The organism is Bacillus sp. HMF5848 (assembly GCF_003944835.1).
In the GTDB taxonomy this organism is placed as follows: Bacteria; Bacillota; Bacilli; order Bacillales; family HMF5848; genus HMF5848.
In genome coordinates this window covers 3,546,484-3,564,928 of the sequence record NZ_RWIV01000001.1, presented here as the reverse complement: position 1 = coordinate 3,564,928, position 18,445 = coordinate 3,546,484, and the positions used below count along the sequence as shown (strand labels likewise).

Below are 18,445 nucleotides of genomic sequence, written 5' to 3'. Positions count from 1 at the left end.
GAGGTTCTAGAATGGCTAAAAAAATGCCGGAAATCGGTGATTATAAATATGGGTTTAGAGATAAGGACGTTTCGATTTTCCGTTCTGGCCGTGGGTTAACAAAGGAGATTGTTGAGGAAATTTCTCGTATGAAGAATGAGCCTCAATGGATGCTTGACTTTCGCTTGAAGTCACTTGAGCATTTTTATAAGCTTCCTATGCCACAGTGGGGTGGTGACTTAGCAGGGCTTAACTTTGATGAGATAACATATTATGTTAAACCATCGGAAAAATCAGAGCGTTCATGGGATGAGGTGCCTGAAGAGATTAAACGTACGTTTGATAAATTAGGTATTCCTGAAGCAGAGCAAAAGTATTTAGCTGGTGTATCTGCTCAATATGAGTCTGAGGTAGTGTATCATAACATGAAAGAAGACCTTGAAGATTTAGGTATTGTCTTTAAGGATACTGATACAGCGCTTAAAGAAAACGAAGAAATCTTCAAAAAGCATTGGGCGACTGTCATTCCACCTACTGATAACAAATTCTCAGCACTTAACTCAGCAGTATGGTCAGGTGGTTCATTTATTTACGTACCACCAGGTGTAAAGGTTGATACACCTTTACAAGCATATTTCCGTATTAACTCTGAGAACATGGGGCAATTTGAACGTACTCTTATTATCGTAGATGAGGGGGCACATGTTCATTACGTTGAAGGCTGTACAGCTCCTGTGTATACAACAAACTCGCTTCATAGTGCCGTAGTTGAAATTATTGTTAAAAAAGGTGGCTATTGCCGCTATACGACAATTCAGAACTGGGCAAACAACGTGTATAACCTTGTAACTAAGCGTACTGTTTGTGAAGAAAATGCAACGATGGAATGGATTGATGGTAACATCGGTTCGAAGCTAACAATGAAGTATCCAGCCTGTATTTTAAAAGGTGAAGGTGCACGTGGTATGACTCTTTCTATTGCGATTGCTGGGAAAGGGCAGCACCAGGATGCAGGAGCTAAAATGATTCATTTAGCACCTAACACATCATCTACTATTGTATCTAAATCTATTTCTAAACAAGGCGGTAATGTAACATATCGTGGTATCGTTCACTTTGGGCGTAAAGCAGAAGGTGCACGTGCTAACATCGAGTGTGACACATTAATTATGGATAATAAATCTAAATCTGATACGATTCCTTACAATGAAATCTTAAATGATAACATTTCATTAGAGCACGAAGCAAAGGTTTCAAAAGTATCAGAAGAGCAATTATTCTACTTGATGAGCCGTGGTATTTCTGAGCAAGAAGCAACAGAAATGATCGTAATGGGCTTCATTGAGCCGTTTACAAAGGAACTACCAATGGAATATGCAGTTGAAATGAACCGCTTAATCAAGTTCGAGATGGAAGGTTCTATCGGATAATACTATTTTAAAAATGGTACCCAAGAGCATAAACTATTCCCCGGATAGCGGACACTGATAAAACAGTGCCCTATCCGGTTTTTTGTGTTTTATGTAAAATGAAATTTTTGGTAAAGTGGGCTCGGTTCATGCTACACTTGAAAATAGAAATGTAAAGGAGACTTATGTATGAAATATATAACTGCATTCATATTTGTCTTAATACTTTTAACAGGATGTTCTTCTGACCGAGTTACTTTTCATGAATCTGAGATCTTTCCTGATTTCCCTGTACCTAAACAGGAGGATAACAGTGAAACATTAGGTTCTCATGTTTTTTTGAAATATGAAGATATGAGCTTTTTACAAGGCATTCCATCCGACTATATAAAGGAAATTGAAAAATATGGTTGGAAAGAGAATACCTCTTTGCAGCTTGGTGCACAGCATGTATTTGAAAAAGAAAATCGCCAAATTCTAATGATTGTGCAAGACGGCTATATTTCTTTAAAAGAAGAAATAGTTAACGAATTTACAATTGAAGATGTTGCAACGGTACTTTCTCAAGGAGCAGAACCCCATATCCAAGTTCTTAGCTATGAGGTGAAACTTAATAACAAAACAAATAAACAGGCACAAGACATACAACCTGTTTATAATGAATTCATTACGAAAAACGTAATAGATTACGATGACGAAATATACTCGTCTGATGGTAGTACCATTGTAATAAAAGGATATGTGTCATTTGATGTGAAAAACCTCTCCAGTCAAAGTATATCAATGTTAGAGCCATTATTGATGGGGATCAGCATTGACACGGGTGACAATCAGGTCTATTTACAAAATACAATGGCATCTAAAGAAGTGGTTGTATTAGAACCGATTAAACAACAAATAGGTATGTTCCAAGCTATTATTACACCTAAACATGAGAGTGACTTTTGGAAGTACAGTCTTGAACTGTATTATGAGGGGCAAGGAGACATAGAACTGACAAAAGTTCAATTTGGTAGTGGTACGAGTGAAATGAAAGAGTATGTGATGAAAAACGGTGATGTGTTTGTGATGGGCGTGGGCTCTAATCAAATAGAAAGAGAAATAAATCTATCAGTAGAAACAAGACCGTTACAAAGTAATGGAGATATAGTGGCGCAAACCTATAGCACGACCATTCAGTTAACAGAAGATTCTACTAGAGAAAAATAATAACAGGAGTGAGTAACATTATATATATTGATCCAAAAAAACTAACCTCAAAGGAAAATTATCGTTTGTTAAGTAGTGCTGTCATCCCTCGTCCTATAGCACTTGTCACATCGGAATCGGATGAAGGTATAGTTAACGCAGCCCCATTTAGCTTTTTTAACGTATTAACTTCGTCCCCCCCACTTATCTCTATTTCTATTGGAAGAAGAAATGGGGATATTGTAAAAGATACTGCTAAAAATATATTATCTAAAAAGGAATTTGTTGTTCATATAATAGATGAAACGCTAGTTCCACAAATGAATGATACTTCATATGAATACCCATCTAATATTAGTGAAGTAGAACAAGTAGGGTTTACGTTAATAGAGAGTAAAAACATACAAGTTCCTGCTATCGGTGAGGCGAAGGTAAGATTAGAGTGTATCTTACATGAATCTATTCCTCTTGGCACGGCTGAGCAGTATAACTGTGATTTGATAATTGGAGAAGTAGTCATGTTTCATATAGACGAAGACACTCACGAGAACGGAAAAGTACTTGCTGAGAAGCTTAACACAGTAGGTAGACTAGGGAGAGCTGAATATGCTCGAATGAAAGACGTCTTCTCTTTGCCTCGTCCTATTAAAAAGAATTAAATATTCTAAATCTACTGGGGTATGTGCTATCCCAGTCTTTTTTTGTATAAAGTATGATCTGCGACTCCTAAAAGTGAGCTTGCTTGTGCTACTCAAACGAAATATTTGGAAAACAATGCAGATTACCGTAATATTATTTTTAAGTCTAAAAGAATTAGGTGAACAGTATGATTTATGTTGGTGTGACAGGTTGGGGGGACCATGATAGCTTATATAGTGGTGGAATATCCCCTCGCAATAAACTGGCGCAATATGCTTCTCATTTTCCTATTGTAGAAGTCGATTCGTCGTTTTATGCTATACCATCACAAGTTACCGTCGAAAAATGGGTTTCACAAACACCCACATCATTTCAATTTATAGTAAAAGCATATCAAGGGATGACTGGTCATACGCGTGGAGATATTCCTTTTGCTAGTGTTGAAGAGATGTTTGAAGTATTCAAACAAAGCTTACAACCCTTTATATCTGGAAATAAATTAGCGATGATACTCTTTCAGTTTCCGCCATGGTATGATTGTACTAAGGAGCATGTGGCATATATTAGAAAGTGTCGTCAATTAATGACTGACCTCCCGATAGCATTAGAGTTTCGCCATCAGTCATGGTTTCTCGAAAGGTTCCGAGCGAAGACTCTACATATGATGCAAGAAGATGGTTGGATTCATAGTATATGTGACGAACCGCAAGGCCACAGTGGGTCTATTCCTACAGTTTTAATACCAACGGATCCTATCAAGACGTTAGTACGTTTTCATGGAAGAAATGTTCATGGATGGCGTCACTCTATCGGTGCGAATTGGAGAGATGTTCGCTATTTATATGATTATAATTTAACAGAATTAAGTGAATGGGCGAGTCATTTAGCAAGTCTACAAAAAAGTTCTCAGCACATATATGTGCTTTTTAATAATAACTCTGGAGGGCATGCAGTAGGAAATGCCAAAATGCTAATAAAATTGCTCGGGATTGAATATGGAGGATTAGCGCCGAAACAGCTATCGTTATTTTGAAGGGAGATCTAGATGGACATAGTCATATTAATTATCCTCGGCTTAGTTGCGGGAACATTTGGCAGTTTAGTGGGCTTAGGCGGGGGAGTCATTGTAGTGCCAGCGTTGTTATTTTTAAGTACGTATACGACATTACTTCCACATGTATCACCACAAATAGCGGTTGGTACATCGTTAGTAGTCATAATATTTACATCTTTATCCTCAACTCTTGCATACATAAAGCATAAAACTGTTGATATAAAGAGTGGTCTTTTTGTATTTGCTGGAAGTGGACCAGGCGCCATCGTCGGTGCGTGGATTAATTCTTGGTTACATGTAGATAACTTTTCTGTGTATTTAGGAATTTTTATTATAGTAACATCTTTATTGCTTTTCTTTAATGATCGAATGAAACCAATGAAACAAAACAACAAAAGATTTACTATTCAAAAAACGTTTGCAAGTCCAGAGGGACAAACGCTTGTGTATGGCTTTCATCCAATAAGCTTAATTGCCGTTGCATTTGTTGTAGGACTGTTTTCAGGGTTATTTGGAATCGGTGGTGGGTCTTTATTAGTACCGGCTCTTATACTACTATTTTTCTTTCCGCCTCATGTTGCAGTGGCTACGTCAATGTTTTCCATCTTTTTATCCGCTATCGTATCGTCAGCAACTCATATTTCATTAGGTCATGTTAGTTGGTTTTTAGCTTTATCTTTAGCACCAGGTGCATGGGTTGGTGGAAAATTGGGTGCATGGATTAATACTCGCCTTGCTAGTCGAACTATTGTTATGGTGTTGCGCGTGATCTTAATTTTAATTGGTGCACAGTTATTATATGAAGGTATATTTTAATTTTAAGTTTAGCTTGAAGAGGGTGCTTTGGCAGTCGAGTTAATTAGAACAGCTTTCTTTTTGTCAATACAATAATATATAGGCGGTGAATATTTATGGAAACATTACATATTTACCATATAAATGATTTGCACAGTCATTTTTCAAACTGGCCAAAAGCTATGAAAATTATCGAGGATGCTCGCAAAAAACATGCGAATAGTTATGAGCAAATGCTTTTTTTTGATATTGGTGATCATGTTGATCGTGTTCATCCTATGTCGGAAGCAACATTAGGAAAAGCAAATGTTCAATTACTTAACGAAGCGCAGGTTGATGGTGTGACTATTGGGAATAACGAGGGTATAACGTTGGCTTTTGAAGATTTAGATGCGCTGTATGAGCATGCGAATTTTCCTGTGATAGTCGCAAATTTATTTTACACGAATGATGAACGCCCCCATTGGGCTAAGCCATATAAAATTATAACTACAGCTAATGGAATGAAAATAGGGGTAACAGCTGTAACAGCGTTTTTTCATAAGTTTTATGAAATATTAGGTTGGAGCCTTGAGGACCCTTTTATAGCGTTGCAAAATGTTTTATTTGAGCTTAGAAAGCAAGTAGATGTTATTATCCTGCTAAGTCATCTTGGCATTCATGATGACGAAAAGATTGCACAAGCGTACCCGGATGTTGATGTAATATTAGGTGCTCATACACATCACATATTACCAGAGGGAAAATATATTGAAGATACGTTACTATGTGGCGCAGGAAAATTTGGTCAGTATGTCGGACATGTTGAATTATTGTTAGATTATCGAACTCGTTCAATTGTGCGTAAACAGGCTGAGCTTATTGATGTTCAACTAGCGAAAGAACATAAGTATACAGCGCAGCTATTAGACAGTATAGCAGAAAAGGAAATGATTCATCTAAATAGAAAAGTTGCTGTCCTACATGAAGATTTAGAGGTTGATTGGTTTGATGAGTCACCTTTTGCTCTCACACTTGCATCGGCGTTAAAAGATTGGTGTAACAGTGATATTGGTATGATAAATAGTGGGGTTTTGCTAGAATCTTTATCAGCAGGTGTTGTCACTTGGGCGGATGTTCACAAAATTTGTCCACATCCAATAAATCCTTGTACGGTAGACTTGCGTGGGGATGAGTTAAAAGAGGTTATCTTACATGCAAACACAAAAGAAGTTCAGGAGCTAGAGGTAAAAGGATTTGGCTTTCGAGGAAAAGTAATGGGGCGAATGGTCTATTCAGGAGTGGAATGGAAGTATGAAGTGTTGTCTGATGGAAAAGAGCATATACGTAATATAAAAATTAATGGAGAACCATTAAATATGGATAAGTGTTACAAAGTCGCAACTATCGATATGTTTACATTTGGAAATTTATATCCTGCTATTCGCCATGCAACTGAGAAACATTTCTTTATGCCTGAGTTTTTGCGCGATGTTTTAGCTTGGCGATTAAAGAGAATGTAATTGGGTATTTGTATTATCACCCCACCTAGGGCTATTGCATAAAGTGATTTTAGGAAGGGGTGTAGAAGCAAATGGTATCGATGACACCTATTATTATTGAGGGTAAGCAGTTCACGGCCATAACAGTTGCTCTGCCAAAAACAAATTTTATGGCAGTAACTAACGAAAAGGGCTATATTATGTGCGGTGCTTTAGATGTTCAATTATTGAATGAGAAGCTTCGTGACCGTGGGATTATCGCCGGTCGTGCCGTCGGTGTCCGAACAATCGAGCAGCTTCTTGAAGCACCGTTAGAATCAATCACAATCGAAGCAGAGAATATTGGCATTTCAGTAGGAATGAAGGGAAGAGATGCATTGCTAAAAATGGTCTAACCCTCATAGCTTAAGGTGTGTTACAATAACACACCTTTTTTTTAGCTAATTGGAAGGTATAAAATTTTTCAGAATTCATGCTTTACTAACGTATAAGTGCAACTACGCCTCTGTCTTCGCCATAAGGCTCACCAATCAGCGAATTATCTTTATAGGTTTTTTATACTAAAATACATATATAATACCGGGGTGATATAGGAATAAAGTTGGATAGGAAATAGGTAGTGATTTACAGAGATTTGCAGATTTATGTCGAATTAGCCATTACTATTAGTATATAATGCATGTAAAAGCACATAACGGAAGCGGGAGAAAAGATCATGAGACTTGAAACTACCCATTCATTACATCCAGGTACAGCGCTTGCAAGACAAGTTTTAAATGAATATGGACAGGTTCTCATTAATAAAGGTGTCCCCTTAACTACACGAATGATTCAACGCTTACAAGATATGGGGATTTCTTACGTGTACGTTGAAGATGCGCGAACGAATGATATTGAAATTGTACACCCCATTTCGGAACAACTTAGAAGGGAATCCATTCAATCCATCAATGATATATTTAATCAATTTGATAGAGAGACGAATATATCTCATATTTTTATAATAGACGAGGCATCCAAGCAGCTATTGTCTCTTGTTCGTAAATTATCTGATGAGATATATGAAAAAAAAGAACTAGTCACGTTACTAGCTGATGTATTTATACACGACCGATATATATTCACTCACTCTTTGAACGTAACACTTTATTCGATTGCTATTGCGATTCATCAAGGATACTCTAAAAAGGATGTAGAAATTATAGCGTTAGGCGCTTTAATGCATGATGTTGGCAAAATGTTAGTTCCTCAAGACATATTAATGAAGCCTAGTAAACTAACGGAAGACGAATTCTCACAAATTAAAAAGCATAGTTCGTTTGGTTTTGATATTCTTCGAAAGGTTAATACTGTTTCGTTACTTGTAGCTCATTGTGCGTATCAGCATCATGAGCGAATTAACGGGTCTGGTTATCCAAGGGGATTAAAAGGGGAGGAAATTCACCCATATGCGAAAATAATAGCAGTAGCTGATGTATTTGATGCCGTTACATCAAATCGCGTGTATCGAAACGCTATGCTTCCTCATGAAGGATTAGAGATTTTATATTCAGGTGTTGGTACACTTTATGATGTGTCTGTTGTCGAAGCGTTTAGAAAAGCAATTGCTATATACCCTGTAGGCTTATCCGTCATATTAAGTGATGGACGGAGTGGGATTGTGTCAAAGCAGAATCATCATATTAGCGAACGTCCGGTTATTCGAATTTTAAAAGAAAACGATGCACATCTTGAGGTGCCTTACGAAGTAGACTTAAGTAAGCACTTGGATGTTATGATATCAGACTGTGACACTACTTTAGCGCTGTCTCATAGAGCATTTAAAACGTCGTAAAGGTTGTATTATTTTCCTCCCTTAAAGCATACAAATGCATTAGGGGAGGATGAGCTATGCCCAAACAACGAAGAAGACCAATAATTCGCAGAGGTCCCATGCCTTTTCGATATGTATTTATTTTGACATTTATATTGTTTATTATTTCTACTGTGGTTGGGTTAGAAGTTATTAACGTTGGAATCAAGCCGACGCTTATGAATTATGCGGAAGCAAAAACAAAAGAAATTGCAACATTAGTTATAAATAAAGCAGTTAATCAAAGAGTTGTAGAGCAAGAGGCATTTAATGTCGATGATATTATTACGATTCGCTATGATGAAAATCAAACTGTCTCTAATCTAATTTTAGACGCAGCTATTGTCAATCGTGTGTCTGCTGAAATTACAAATTTAGTATTAACATACATGAATGAAGCTGAAAATGGAGATTTAGAAAAATTAAAATTACCGAGTGATATAGAGGTAGAAACAGCAAATGACAAACCTGCAGCAAGAGGCCTTGAATATGCCGTGCCGCTTGGTCAAGCAACAAACAATGCGTTACTAGGTAACTTAGGGCCACGCGTCCCTATTCGTTTTTTAACAGTTGGTAACGTAAGCTCAGATATTCTTCCGAAAATAGAGGAATATGGCGTGAATAATGCCTTTATTACAATCCTGGTACACATTGAAGTAAACGTCCAGATCATCGTACCATTTGCTACAGAAGTGACAACGGTAACAACAGATGTTCCTGTTGCTATGGGGATTATTAATGGCAAAGTACCGAATGTGTATATTCGAGGTGGCGAAGATATGCCGTCAATAGAGGTGCCAATTGATTAAATCGGGACAGGTGCAGCATGTATAAGCGTGCACCTTTTTGTATATGTTTATTTTTTCCGCATTGCATAGTCATACATAATTAAGTAAGCCTCCGATTATTTTCTAATGAACAATGGCTCGCTTATGTCATGACTGAAGCCATATACGATAAAAGCTGAAAAAACGATAGGAAGACCGAGCTAATAAACACAATGCAAATCAAGTTGATTTAAAAAAGCAGACTTGCAAATGGTATAACAACGTTTAATAATAATTGAAAATTTAAAATATAAAATATTAATAAACTATTCCAACAAAATGCTTTACAGATGATAAAAGACTAGCTATACTGACTATAGACTAAAAAATCAGAAAATATAAAAATTTTAAATTATAAGGTTGTTTATTCGGACATATACTTGTCCTGAGGAAATTATTCAATACATTTTATTGCTAGTCATTAATTATTAGGAGGGGTTTAAGATGGAAAGACAACAGTGGGGCACGCGTGCAGGGTTTATTCTAGCGGCTGCGGGATCTGCAATCGGCTTAGGAAACATTTGGCGATTCCCAGCAACAGCATATGAAAATGGAGGAGGTGCTTTCTTCTTCCCGTATTTATTTGCATTACTAACGGCAGGGATTCCACTACTAATTATGGAATTCACAATCGGACACAAATATCGGGGATCAGCGCCATTATCATATGGTCGTATGAATAAGAAAGCGGAATGGATTGGATGGTGGCAAGTTGCTATTTCATTCTTTATTTCTGTATACTATGCCGCTATTATTGCTTGGGCTATTATGTATTCTGTTTTTTCCTTTAATTTAAGCTGGGGTGACGATACAGAAGGGTTCCTATTCAGCAATGTATTAAATATATCAGACGGACCTGGTGCACTGGAAGGATTGGCACCTGTATGGAGTATCTTAATTACGCTTATTATAGTTTGGGTAGTAACACTAGGTGTTTTAGTTGGTGGAGTTAAAAAAGGGATTGAGCTAGCAAATAAGATTTTCATTCCAACGCTTGCGGTATTATTTTTAATTATTGTAATCCGTGCTTTAACATTAGAAGGCGCTGTTGAAGGTCTAAATGCATTCTTTAAACCAAATTGGGATACGATTTGGAGCGGAAAAGTTTGGGTAGCCGCCTACGGTCAGATTTTCTTTAGTTTATCAATTGCGTTTGCCATCATGGTTACGTATTCTAGCTATCTACCAAAAAAATCAGATATTACAAATAATGCCTTTATTACCGGATTCGCTAACTCAGGTTTTGAGTTATTAGCGGGTATTGGTGTATTTAGTATTTTGGGCTTTTTAGCAACTCAGCAAGGTGTAGGTGTGGATGAAGTTGTAGCAGGAGGCGTAGGGCTAGCATTCGTTGTATTCCCTGCTGTTATTAACGAATTTCCTGCGCTAAACGGCTTGTTCGGATTTTTATTCTTTGCATCACTTGTACTAGCGGGCTTATCGTCCTTAATCTCAATTGTTGAAACATTTGTGGCTGGTGTTCAAGATAAATTTGGTGTCTCGAGAAAAGCGTCTGTACTTGTTGGGGGTGGCTTAGCGGCTCTTATCTCTATTTTATTTGCGACTAGAAGTGGTTTATATTTCTTAGACGTTGTTGACTATTTCATCAATAGCTTTGGTGTAGCGTTAGCTGGCTTGATTGAAGTAGTAGCAGTGGCATGGTTTATGAGGGAGCTTAAAAATCTACAAGCACATGCAAACGAATTGTCTGATATTCAGCTTGGGGCGTGGTGGAGAATTTGTTTAGGTTTAATTACACCGCTTGTACTAGGGTATATGATGTTTGATAACATTCGTACCAATCTGGCGGAGAACTATGGTGACTATCCAACATGGTTTGTAACGTCATTTGGATGGGCTATAGCTGGTGCAGCGATATTGATTGGTGTGTTATTCTCACTTGTGAAATGGGATAAAAAGCGCTTTGAATTAACTGAACACAAGGAGGCATCGTACTAATGGACGGAAGTGCTATTGTAATGATGGTTATTGGAATGGTAATAATTTGGGGAGGGTTAGCGGCAAGTATTATTAACGCCGTAGTAAAAGCAAAACAAAATTAAACATTAAAAACAAAGCACAGGGCTCAACAAGGCCTTGTGCTTTGCTATGATTCAATTATCACTACCGTGTTTAAAGTGGAGACATTATTTTTTTCTTCTCTGTCTTTCTTGGCGTTCCCAAAGCTTTAGATGTGGATAGGGATCGAATGCCCATTCACCGTTTCCATTATCCTTATACAGTCCGTAATGCAAGTGTGGAGGAAACTTCCCTGCTGTTCCCGGGGGACCGTAACCAGAGCTTCCTACGCTTCCGATTAATTGCCCAGGCTCCACAATATCCCCGGCTTTAAGATCTTTTGCAAACCCATTTAGGTGAGCGTAATAGTGATAGGTATTATTGATGTCACGTATGCCAATACGCCAACCACCATACCTATTCCAGCCTTTTACTTCAATAATACCATAGCTACTTGAACGAACAGGAAGACCGTATCCAGCAAATAAATCTGTACCCTCATGAATACGTCTGCCCCCCCAGCCACGAGCGTCTCCCCATGTGCTTCTATAGCTATATATAGTTCCTAAAGGAAGAGGGAAGGCTTTTTTATTCAAATCAAGGGTGCCATACGTTTTATATAGTTTAGCAATGCCCATTATTAAATCTACAGTCTTATCACGTTGATAGTAATGCCACAGACCAATTTTTATATGATCTTCATTGGGACCGTATTGGGATAAATAATTAGCAAAAGTGTATAAAAGATCTGCATCATTCTCACTGTCAGCAACACCATCTCCATCTCCGTCTAAACCGACTCCTCCGAAGTGTTGAATGAAGGTAGCGTTCTTTGGAGCTGGATTGAGAGGACCTGCCCACACATCTTTTGGATAATATATGCCGATAACACCTTTTTCTTCGGGTAAATCACGACGAGCATGTCTAATGTTTCTTTCGTATTGGTCAACTGCAGCATAAATGTACCATGGTATTTGTGTAATGCCTTCCATTTTAGTATAAAGTGCCATACGTTCTTCATAGATTTGTTCTTGACTTTTTTCGGTTTCGGCGTGTGTTATTGATGGGAAAATTATAAAGCAAACAAGAATAAATATATATAGTTTCCTCAAAAGCAAATCTCTCCTTTCGTGGTAGTAACTGTACCAAGAGTCAACGGTTCAAGTTATAGACGGTTGTGAAAAAACACCTACTATTAGCTGTATACTTAAACAAAAGGTGATAAATATGTACCGCATTCATATATCTTATTTTGTTAGTTTCGAGCTATTTCATGAAAAGTTTTTTTTGGAAATGATTGCTTTATGGACGGTTTGTTGGATTATCACAGTTGAAAGCATTATAATATACGTTAGACTATTGTCATAGGAGTTGAGTTATTTGTCAGATCGTAAGCAAGTCAAACGTAAACCTGAATGGTTAAAAATAAAACTAAACACAAATGAACATTACACAGGCTTGAAGAAAATGATGCGTGAAAATAATTTACATACAGTCTGTGAGGAAGCAAGATGCCCTAATATTCATGAATGCTGGGCTGTAAGACGAACAGCAACCTTCATGATATTAGGTGATGTTTGTACAAGAGCATGTCGGTTTTGTGCAGTTAAAACTGGGTTGCCAAGTGAATTGGATTGGCAAGAGCCGGAACGTGTAGCGGATTCAGTGCAGCTTATGAATTTAAAGCATGTTGTTGTGACAGCTGTTGCAAGGGATGATTTAAAGGATGGAGGCGCCGCTGTTTTTGCTGAGACAGTTCGAGCTATTCGACGTAAAAATCCTTTTACAACAATTGAAGTGTTACCTTCTGATATGGGCGGAGTAGAAGAGAATCTGCGCACATTGATGGATGCTAATCCTGACATTTTAAACCATAATATTGAAACAGTGCGTCGACTATCAGACCGGGTGCGTGCTAGAGCAAAGTATGAACGCTCACTGGAGTTTTTACGCCGTGCTAAAGAAATGAAGCCAAATACACCTACTAAATCAAGTATTATGATTGGTCTAGGGGAAACAAAGGAAGACCTTATCGAGGCAATGGATGATTTGCGTGCTAATCATGTTGATATCCTAACGATTGGTCAATACCTGCAACCAACTAAAAAGCATTTAGCGGTAGAAAAATATTATCATCCTGATGAATTTAAAGAATTAAAAGACATCGCAATGTCAAAAGGATTTAGTCATTGCGAATCGGGGCCTTTAGTTCGTTCATCTTATCATGCTGACGAACAGGTTAATGCAGCAGCCCGTGAAAAACACCGTCTTGCAGATGAAAAAGAAAATGTAAAACAAGCTTGATCTAAGACAAAAGAGGCACTCAACTGTAAGGTGAGAAACAGTGAGTTGCCTCTTTATATATTCTCCGAAGTGTAGCGTTGCCGATAGTTTTTTCAGTGTTTATCGGCTTGTCTTTTGTGTGGCCAAATTATTGAAATGGCTAATTTATCTTGAATAATTATACTCCATTTCTGGATATAAATTATTGTTAGATATTCTTTCATACTGTTGTAAAGACTGATCATCTAAATCTTTTTCACGGTTGGACATGTTTGAATACTCGTTCATCATGTCATCCTTGTCTTCACCATTTTCGTTTTCACTTTCACTCATATCTCGACCTTGTGGAGAAGCGAGCATCATGCGAATTGTATTCTGTAATACTTGTTCAATATTTTCCGTATTACTGCTTAAATTACTAAATCCTTCAATATCCCTCATCATAAGCGGGTTATCAGATACGTACACATGATAATATCTTGGTACGACTGACATAGCTGTTTTCTTTACTTGATCAGCGGTTTCGTATCGATTGTTTGTGTTTGCATCGTAGGCAATTAATGCTTCTTCGTCCGTCACAAGAACGGAGGCATCATTTACGTTAGGAAGCTGAGTTACTAGCTCACTAATGACTGATGCTGTATGTTCTGTATCTATAGCCTTTAATCCTTCTTTATTTCTTGTCGTCTCAACAGGAGACTTTTGACTACGAACGTATCCAAACCGAACTTTATCATCGTCAGCATACACATTTTGCTCTTCATGTTCATTTTTATAGTTCACTTTCGTGTAACCACCATCATGCTGCATACTAGTGTTATCATTTAAATTTGCGTTGCCACAAGCACTTAACGATAATGGAATTGTCAGCAATAGAACTGTAATGAATTTGTTCAATATTGACACCTCCTTGGTTATAGGTTGTCCGAAAAAAATCATGATTGTTACAGAAATTGATGGAGATTTGACTATAATTTGTGATATGTTAAAAATTGAAGTGTGAGGTGATAGCGTTGATCGTAATAAACAACACTCAATACGAGGTAATAGAAAATTTTAAAAATGGTTTTAATGAAGATGGTTTTAAAGCAAGGTACAGTGACATATTACAAAAGTATGATTATATTGTTGGTGACTGGGGTTATAGTCAGTTGCGCTTACGAGGGTTTTTTGATGATCAAAATCAAAAAGCTACCTATGACACTAAAATCAGTACGCTTACCGAGTACATTTATGAATATTGCAACTTTGGCTGTGCTTATTTTGTTTTAAAGAAGGTCAAAAAATAAAGAGGCCATCCGAACAAGCGAACCTTTTGGTGCTGCTTTCGGATGAGCCTCTTTGCATTGGTTATAAATAGTAGTAAATTACATAGATATGTTCAATTTCGGTGTGACCCAGGATCTTTTCTTTCAATGTCTTCATGTAGGCCTTTATTTTCATAATTAAAAGCACTGTATGATCGTTTACTTGAATCATGACTAACACTGTTTCTTGCTTCGATTGGTGACCCATACGGGCCATCTGGCGTATGTTCAGGAGCTTTATACTGTTTCATTACCTCAACATTCGAGAAGTCAGAGTAGTGTTCATTATTTGGCATTAGTGAATATCTCCTTTAGACAAGCTCAAATAAAAATTCACGAAGCTCTTGTGCCTGTTGTTCATCAAGCTGAAAGGCATGCTCTAAATAGCCTGGTTCATTAAGATCATCTTCACCAATAATGGCAAATAAATTGCTCAAAATATTAAGGACAATATATTTACCATAATAACGGTCTGATTGAATAATGGCTAAATCAAATCGTTCTGTTTCTCCCATAAAGCTTACGAACCGTGTTTTTGTGTTGACTGTCTCATCGTATAAAAAAAAGCGTTCACTCATACTATGTACCCCCAGTTTCCACGTTATTCTTTACGATTAATGATAGCAGATTTTTCTTTAAAACGAAAAAAATGTGCTAATATTATTTTAGTAACTACAAATCGGAGGGTTTTTCAATGTATTTTGTAGACCGAGATAAAATCGAAAATATACTACAGTACCTAGAAGAAATTACGAGTTGGGTTGAACAACAAACTGACATTAAGCAAACGAATAAACTCGCATTTGAAAGAGCCGTTTATGTCATCATTGATGGTGTATTAGATGTAGGGAACGCCATGATAGATGGATTTATCATGCGTGATCCAGGAAGCTATGCAGATATTATTGATATTCTTGAAGATGAAAAGGTTGTTCCACACTCAGTAGGTGAACAATTGAAACAAATTATTGAGCTAAGAAAAATGTTAACTCAGCAATATTTCGCAATGGACCACGATGTACTTTACAAAACAACGCATGAGTTTTTGAGTGCTGCTCAGAAATTCCCTACCTATATTCGAGAGTATATAGCTAAGGAGTTAGGTCCTGTCAATGCCTTTAAAAAATAATAAAGGTAAATGTAACAGCTTTTTAAACATTAATGTTTATTAATTGTTTGAATGAGAGTAAATAAGGTAAAATGAAGGCGAGGCGGTGAATTACGATGAACATGAATAAGCCTTCATCAACGAGAGAAGAAATTATTTATCTGTTAAAAATGAATAATCAACTTACAGTAGCTGATATCGCTAAAGAAATGAATATTACAGAAATGGCAGTGCGTCGTCATATTCAAGCACTAGAGCGTGATGAGCTTATTGAAATGTTGGTAGTTCGTCAACCGATGGGACGTCCTGCGCATGTATTTAAGCTTTCAAAAAAAGGTGAAGATTTATTTCCGCGTAATTACAAGGCGTTGACGCTTGATATTCTAGCTGATATTGAACAAGTTGGGGGAACTCAATTAGTAAAAGAGATGTTTAGCAACCGCAAAGAAAGATTGAAACCGATGTATGAAGAGCGGCTAAGTGGCAAATCTCGTGAAGAAAAGCTTAAAGAATTAGTAGCTATTCAAAATGAAAATGGTTATATGGCAGAATGTGAGAAGATTGATAATGATACTTTCATTATAAAAGAACATAATTGCCCGATTATGGATGTAGCACAACACCATAAATATGCATGTGGGCTAGAGCATGAACTATTTAAAGAACTTCTAGAGCCTGAAAAAGTCAAAGTAAGGTCATGTATAGCAACAGGAGATGGCTGTTGCAAATATGAGATAAGCTATGATAAAAAGAAATAAGCTCAGACGCTTCTTTATAAGGAGCGTTTTTTATTTTAACGTATAGGAAAATATAAAATATCTTCCTAGCTGAGTGGCTAGCTATAGCACAAGTGAGCCTATTTTATAGAAGCAGGCTTCCTTAATGCAGCCTAATTATTTTCAATTATAATAGGAGTGGACTAAATTGAAGCAGTATAAAGGATATTTAATTGATTTAGATGGAACAATGTACCGAGGAAAAGAAAAAATTGAAGAAGCAGGAGATTTTATTAAACGTCTTCGAATGAAAAATATTCCTTATTTGTTCGTGACTAATAATTCATCACGCACGCCAGAGCAAGTGGCACAAAAGCTTGTAGAATTTGATATACCAACCGAGCCATCACAAGTATTTACGACTAGTCAAGCAACAGCTAACTACATATATAACAAAACACCAAATGCTACAGTGTATGTAATTGGTGAAGAAGGTATTAGACATGCTATTGAAGAGAAGGGTCTAATTATTCAAGAGGATAATCCAAATTATATTGTAATGGGTATTGACCGCGGTATTAATTATGAGAAATTAGCTTTAGGCTGTTTAGCTGTGCGTAATGGCGCTACATTTATCTCTACTAATAGTGATATCGCGATTCCTACAGAGCGAGGATTGTTACCAGGTAATGGCTCACTCACGTCTGTCGTGGCTGTTTCGACAGGCGTGCAGCCAATCTTTATTGGTAAACCCGAAAAGATCATTATGGAACAAGCTTTACGTGTATTAGGTACAAGTAAGGAAGAAACGCTTATGGTAGGAGATAATTATGATACTGACATTAAAGCTGGTATGAACGCTGGGTTAGATGCATTGTTAGTTCATACAGGAGTTACAACAAAAGAACTGCTTAAAGGTTATCCAGAGCAGCCAACATATGTGGTTGATAGTCTAGCTGATTGGGATGTATAAAAAGGCGAAAAGACAGACAATAAAATATTAAACAATCAGGTATTACTAAAAGCGAGCACTTTGTGCTCGCTTTTAGTGTATCTCACTATCGGCTTATATTCGTACGGTGTCACACGTATCACTGAGGTAATGCTTACATTAACACCAAACTACACACCATAATGTCCGCTCATTAAATTATTCAACATTTGCTGCGCGATGCGCTAGTCTACTTGACGCAGCTGCAGCAATGGCACCAACGATGTCATCTAGGAATGTGTGGCATGCTCCTGAAGACTTATCATTCAGTTCAGCTAAAATACCAGGCTTTTGCTTATCAATGTAACCATAGTTTGTAAAACCGATTGATCCATACACGTTTACAATAGAGAGCGCTAGAATCTCATCTACACCATATAACCCTTCATCCTTAGAAAGAATTGATTGTAGAGGCTCCTCAAGCATTCCTTTCTCAGCTAATATATCTAATTGAATGCCAGTTATAATGGCATTTTGTACTTCTCTTTTTGATAAAACTCTTTCTACGTTAATACGGCAATCATCCATAGATAGACTTGGATGGTACTTTTCTTGTAAATAATAAACAAGTTTTGCTAAATCCTCTGTTGTAACACCTCTGTCTATTAGCCATTGTCTTGCTTTTTCTTCTACTTGATCACCACGTTTTTCTTCAGCCAATTAAATCACCTAACCTTTTCAAAAATGTCTGATAGCACCTGGGAATTAGATAACTACTAGTAATTGTAGTTTCACTCTCTTTTTTGTTACTTCTTTCCATTATCTAAAAAAAAATAAAATAACGCAAGGAATGTAGT

21 protein-coding genes are annotated in these 18,445 nt (G+C 37.1%); 16 read left to right on the top strand and 5 right to left on the bottom strand.

Annotated features, from left to right (window positions below):
- Nucleotides 1–11 precede the first annotated feature (11 nt).
- From sufB to EJF36_RS17100, 11 genes are all read left to right on the top strand, one after another.
- On the top strand, nucleotides 12–1,409 hold the full coding sequence (gene sufB, locus EJF36_RS17150) for a Fe-S cluster assembly protein SufB (RefSeq protein WP_125907465.1): 1,398 nt from the start codon (nucleotides 12–14) through the stop codon (nucleotides 1,407–1,409).
- Between the two features lie 168 nt (nucleotides 1,410–1,577).
- The gene (locus EJF36_RS17145; RefSeq protein WP_125907464.1) at nucleotides 1,578–2,597 is read left to right on the top strand and encodes a hypothetical protein; all 1,020 of its coding nucleotides are present in this window, start codon (nucleotides 1,578–1,580) and stop codon (nucleotides 2,595–2,597) included.
- Between the two features lie 65 nt (nucleotides 2,598–2,662).
- A complete protein-coding gene (locus EJF36_RS17140) occupies nucleotides 2,663–3,235 on the top strand; it encodes a flavin reductase family protein (protein WP_260471931.1) in 573 nt (190 codons plus the stop codon).
- Nucleotides 3,236–3,402: 167 nt separating this feature from the next.
- Nucleotides 3,403–4,248, top strand: a complete 846-nt coding sequence (locus EJF36_RS17135; RefSeq protein WP_125907463.1) for a DUF72 domain-containing protein — start codon at nucleotides 3,403–3,405, stop codon at nucleotides 4,246–4,248.
- Nucleotides 4,249–4,260: 12 nt separating this feature from the next.
- The gene (locus EJF36_RS17130; RefSeq protein ID WP_125907462.1) at nucleotides 4,261–5,085 is read left to right on the top strand and encodes a sulfite exporter TauE/SafE family protein; all 825 of its coding nucleotides are present in this window, start codon (nucleotides 4,261–4,263) and stop codon (nucleotides 5,083–5,085) included.
- A 95-nt stretch (nucleotides 5,086–5,180) separates the two neighbouring features.
- Nucleotides 5,181–6,566 carry a bifunctional metallophosphatase/5'-nucleotidase gene (locus tag EJF36_RS17125; RefSeq protein WP_125907461.1) on the top strand — a complete coding sequence of 462 codons (1,386 nt, stop codon included), beginning with the start codon at nucleotides 5,181–5,183 and terminating at the stop codon, nucleotides 6,564–6,566.
- A gap of 71 nt (nucleotides 6,567–6,637) precedes the next feature.
- Nucleotides 6,638–6,940 (top strand): YunC family protein, encoded by a 303-nt coding sequence (locus tag EJF36_RS17120; protein WP_125907460.1) that lies wholly within the window; start codon nucleotides 6,638–6,640, stop codon nucleotides 6,938–6,940.
- 320 nt (nucleotides 6,941–7,260) lie between these two features.
- Nucleotides 7,261–8,379 (top strand): HD-GYP domain-containing protein, encoded by a 1,119-nt coding sequence (locus EJF36_RS17115; RefSeq protein ID WP_125907459.1) that lies wholly within the window; start codon nucleotides 7,261–7,263, stop codon nucleotides 8,377–8,379.
- 56 nt (nucleotides 8,380–8,435) lie between these two features.
- Nucleotides 8,436–9,206: a sporulation protein YunB gene (gene yunB, locus EJF36_RS17110; RefSeq protein WP_125907458.1), complete on the top strand. Its 771-nt coding sequence runs from the start codon at nucleotides 8,436–8,438 to the stop codon at nucleotides 9,204–9,206.
- 462 nt (nucleotides 9,207–9,668) lie between these two features.
- On the top strand, nucleotides 9,669–11,183 hold the full coding sequence (locus EJF36_RS17105; protein WP_125907457.1) for a sodium-dependent transporter: 1,515 nt from the start codon (nucleotides 9,669–9,671) through the stop codon (nucleotides 11,181–11,183).
- Nucleotides 11,183–11,287, top strand: a complete 105-nt coding sequence (locus tag EJF36_RS17100) for a methionine/alanine import family NSS transporter small subunit (RefSeq protein WP_125907456.1) — start codon at nucleotides 11,183–11,185, stop codon at nucleotides 11,285–11,287. Before EJF36_RS17105 ends, EJF36_RS17100 begins: the two co-directional genes overlap by 1 nt.
- Before the next feature lie 84 nt (nucleotides 11,288–11,371).
- Here EJF36_RS17100 and EJF36_RS17095 read toward each other — a convergent pair whose 3' ends face one another.
- Nucleotides 11,372–12,319 (bottom strand): M23 family metallopeptidase, encoded by a 948-nt coding sequence (locus tag EJF36_RS17095; protein WP_260471996.1) that lies wholly within the window; start codon nucleotides 12,317–12,319, stop codon nucleotides 11,372–11,374.
- A gap of 304 nt (nucleotides 12,320–12,623) precedes the next feature.
- Here EJF36_RS17095 and lipA point away from each other — a divergent pair, with 304 nt between their 5' ends.
- Entirely contained in the window at nucleotides 12,624–13,547 is a 924-nt protein-coding gene (lipA, locus tag EJF36_RS17090) for a lipoyl synthase (RefSeq protein WP_125907455.1), read from the top strand.
- Between the two features lie 144 nt (nucleotides 13,548–13,691).
- On the opposite strand, the gene EJF36_RS17085 is transcribed toward lipA, so the two are convergent.
- A complete protein-coding gene (locus EJF36_RS17085) occupies nucleotides 13,692–14,423 on the bottom strand; it encodes a YhcN/YlaJ family sporulation lipoprotein (RefSeq protein ID WP_260471930.1) in 732 nt (243 codons plus the stop codon).
- 116 nt (nucleotides 14,424–14,539) lie between these two features.
- Between EJF36_RS17085 and EJF36_RS17080 the strand changes: the two genes are divergently transcribed.
- Entirely contained in the window at nucleotides 14,540–14,815 is a 276-nt protein-coding gene (locus EJF36_RS17080; protein WP_125907453.1) for a YutD family protein, read from the top strand.
- 92 nt (nucleotides 14,816–14,907) lie between these two features.
- Here the strand turns inward: EJF36_RS17080 and EJF36_RS17075 are convergent, their stop codons facing one another.
- Together EJF36_RS17075 and EJF36_RS17070 are read right to left on the bottom strand one after the other, a co-directional pair.
- Complete coding sequence (locus EJF36_RS17075; RefSeq protein ID WP_125907452.1) at nucleotides 14,908–15,129, bottom strand: hypothetical protein; 222 nt, start codon at nucleotides 15,127–15,129, stop codon at nucleotides 14,908–14,910.
- Between the two features lie 15 nt (nucleotides 15,130–15,144).
- Nucleotides 15,145–15,411 carry a DUF3055 domain-containing protein gene (locus tag EJF36_RS17070; RefSeq protein WP_125907451.1) on the bottom strand — a complete coding sequence of 89 codons (267 nt, stop codon included), beginning with the start codon at nucleotides 15,409–15,411 and terminating at the stop codon, nucleotides 15,145–15,147.
- 116 nt (nucleotides 15,412–15,527) lie between these two features.
- Between EJF36_RS17070 and EJF36_RS17065 the strand changes: the two genes are divergently transcribed.
- From EJF36_RS17065 to EJF36_RS17055, 3 genes are all read left to right on the top strand, one after another.
- Nucleotides 15,528–15,962, top strand: coding sequence for a DUF86 domain-containing protein (locus tag EJF36_RS17065; RefSeq protein ID WP_125907450.1), 435 nt, complete (start codon nucleotides 15,528–15,530; stop codon nucleotides 15,960–15,962).
- A 95-nt stretch (nucleotides 15,963–16,057) separates the two neighbouring features.
- Complete coding sequence (locus tag EJF36_RS17060; protein ID WP_125907449.1) at nucleotides 16,058–16,699, top strand: helix-turn-helix transcriptional regulator; 642 nt, start codon at nucleotides 16,058–16,060, stop codon at nucleotides 16,697–16,699.
- Between the two features lie 166 nt (nucleotides 16,700–16,865).
- A complete protein-coding gene (locus EJF36_RS17055) occupies nucleotides 16,866–17,630 on the top strand; it encodes a TIGR01457 family HAD-type hydrolase (RefSeq protein ID WP_125907448.1) in 765 nt (254 codons plus the stop codon).
- A gap of 177 nt (nucleotides 17,631–17,807) precedes the next feature.
- On the opposite strand, the gene EJF36_RS17050 is transcribed toward EJF36_RS17055, so the two are convergent.
- Nucleotides 17,808–18,308, bottom strand: coding sequence for a phosphatidylglycerophosphatase A family protein (locus EJF36_RS17050; protein WP_125907447.1), 501 nt, complete (start codon nucleotides 18,306–18,308; stop codon nucleotides 17,808–17,810).
- Nucleotides 18,309–18,445 lie beyond the last annotated feature (137 nt).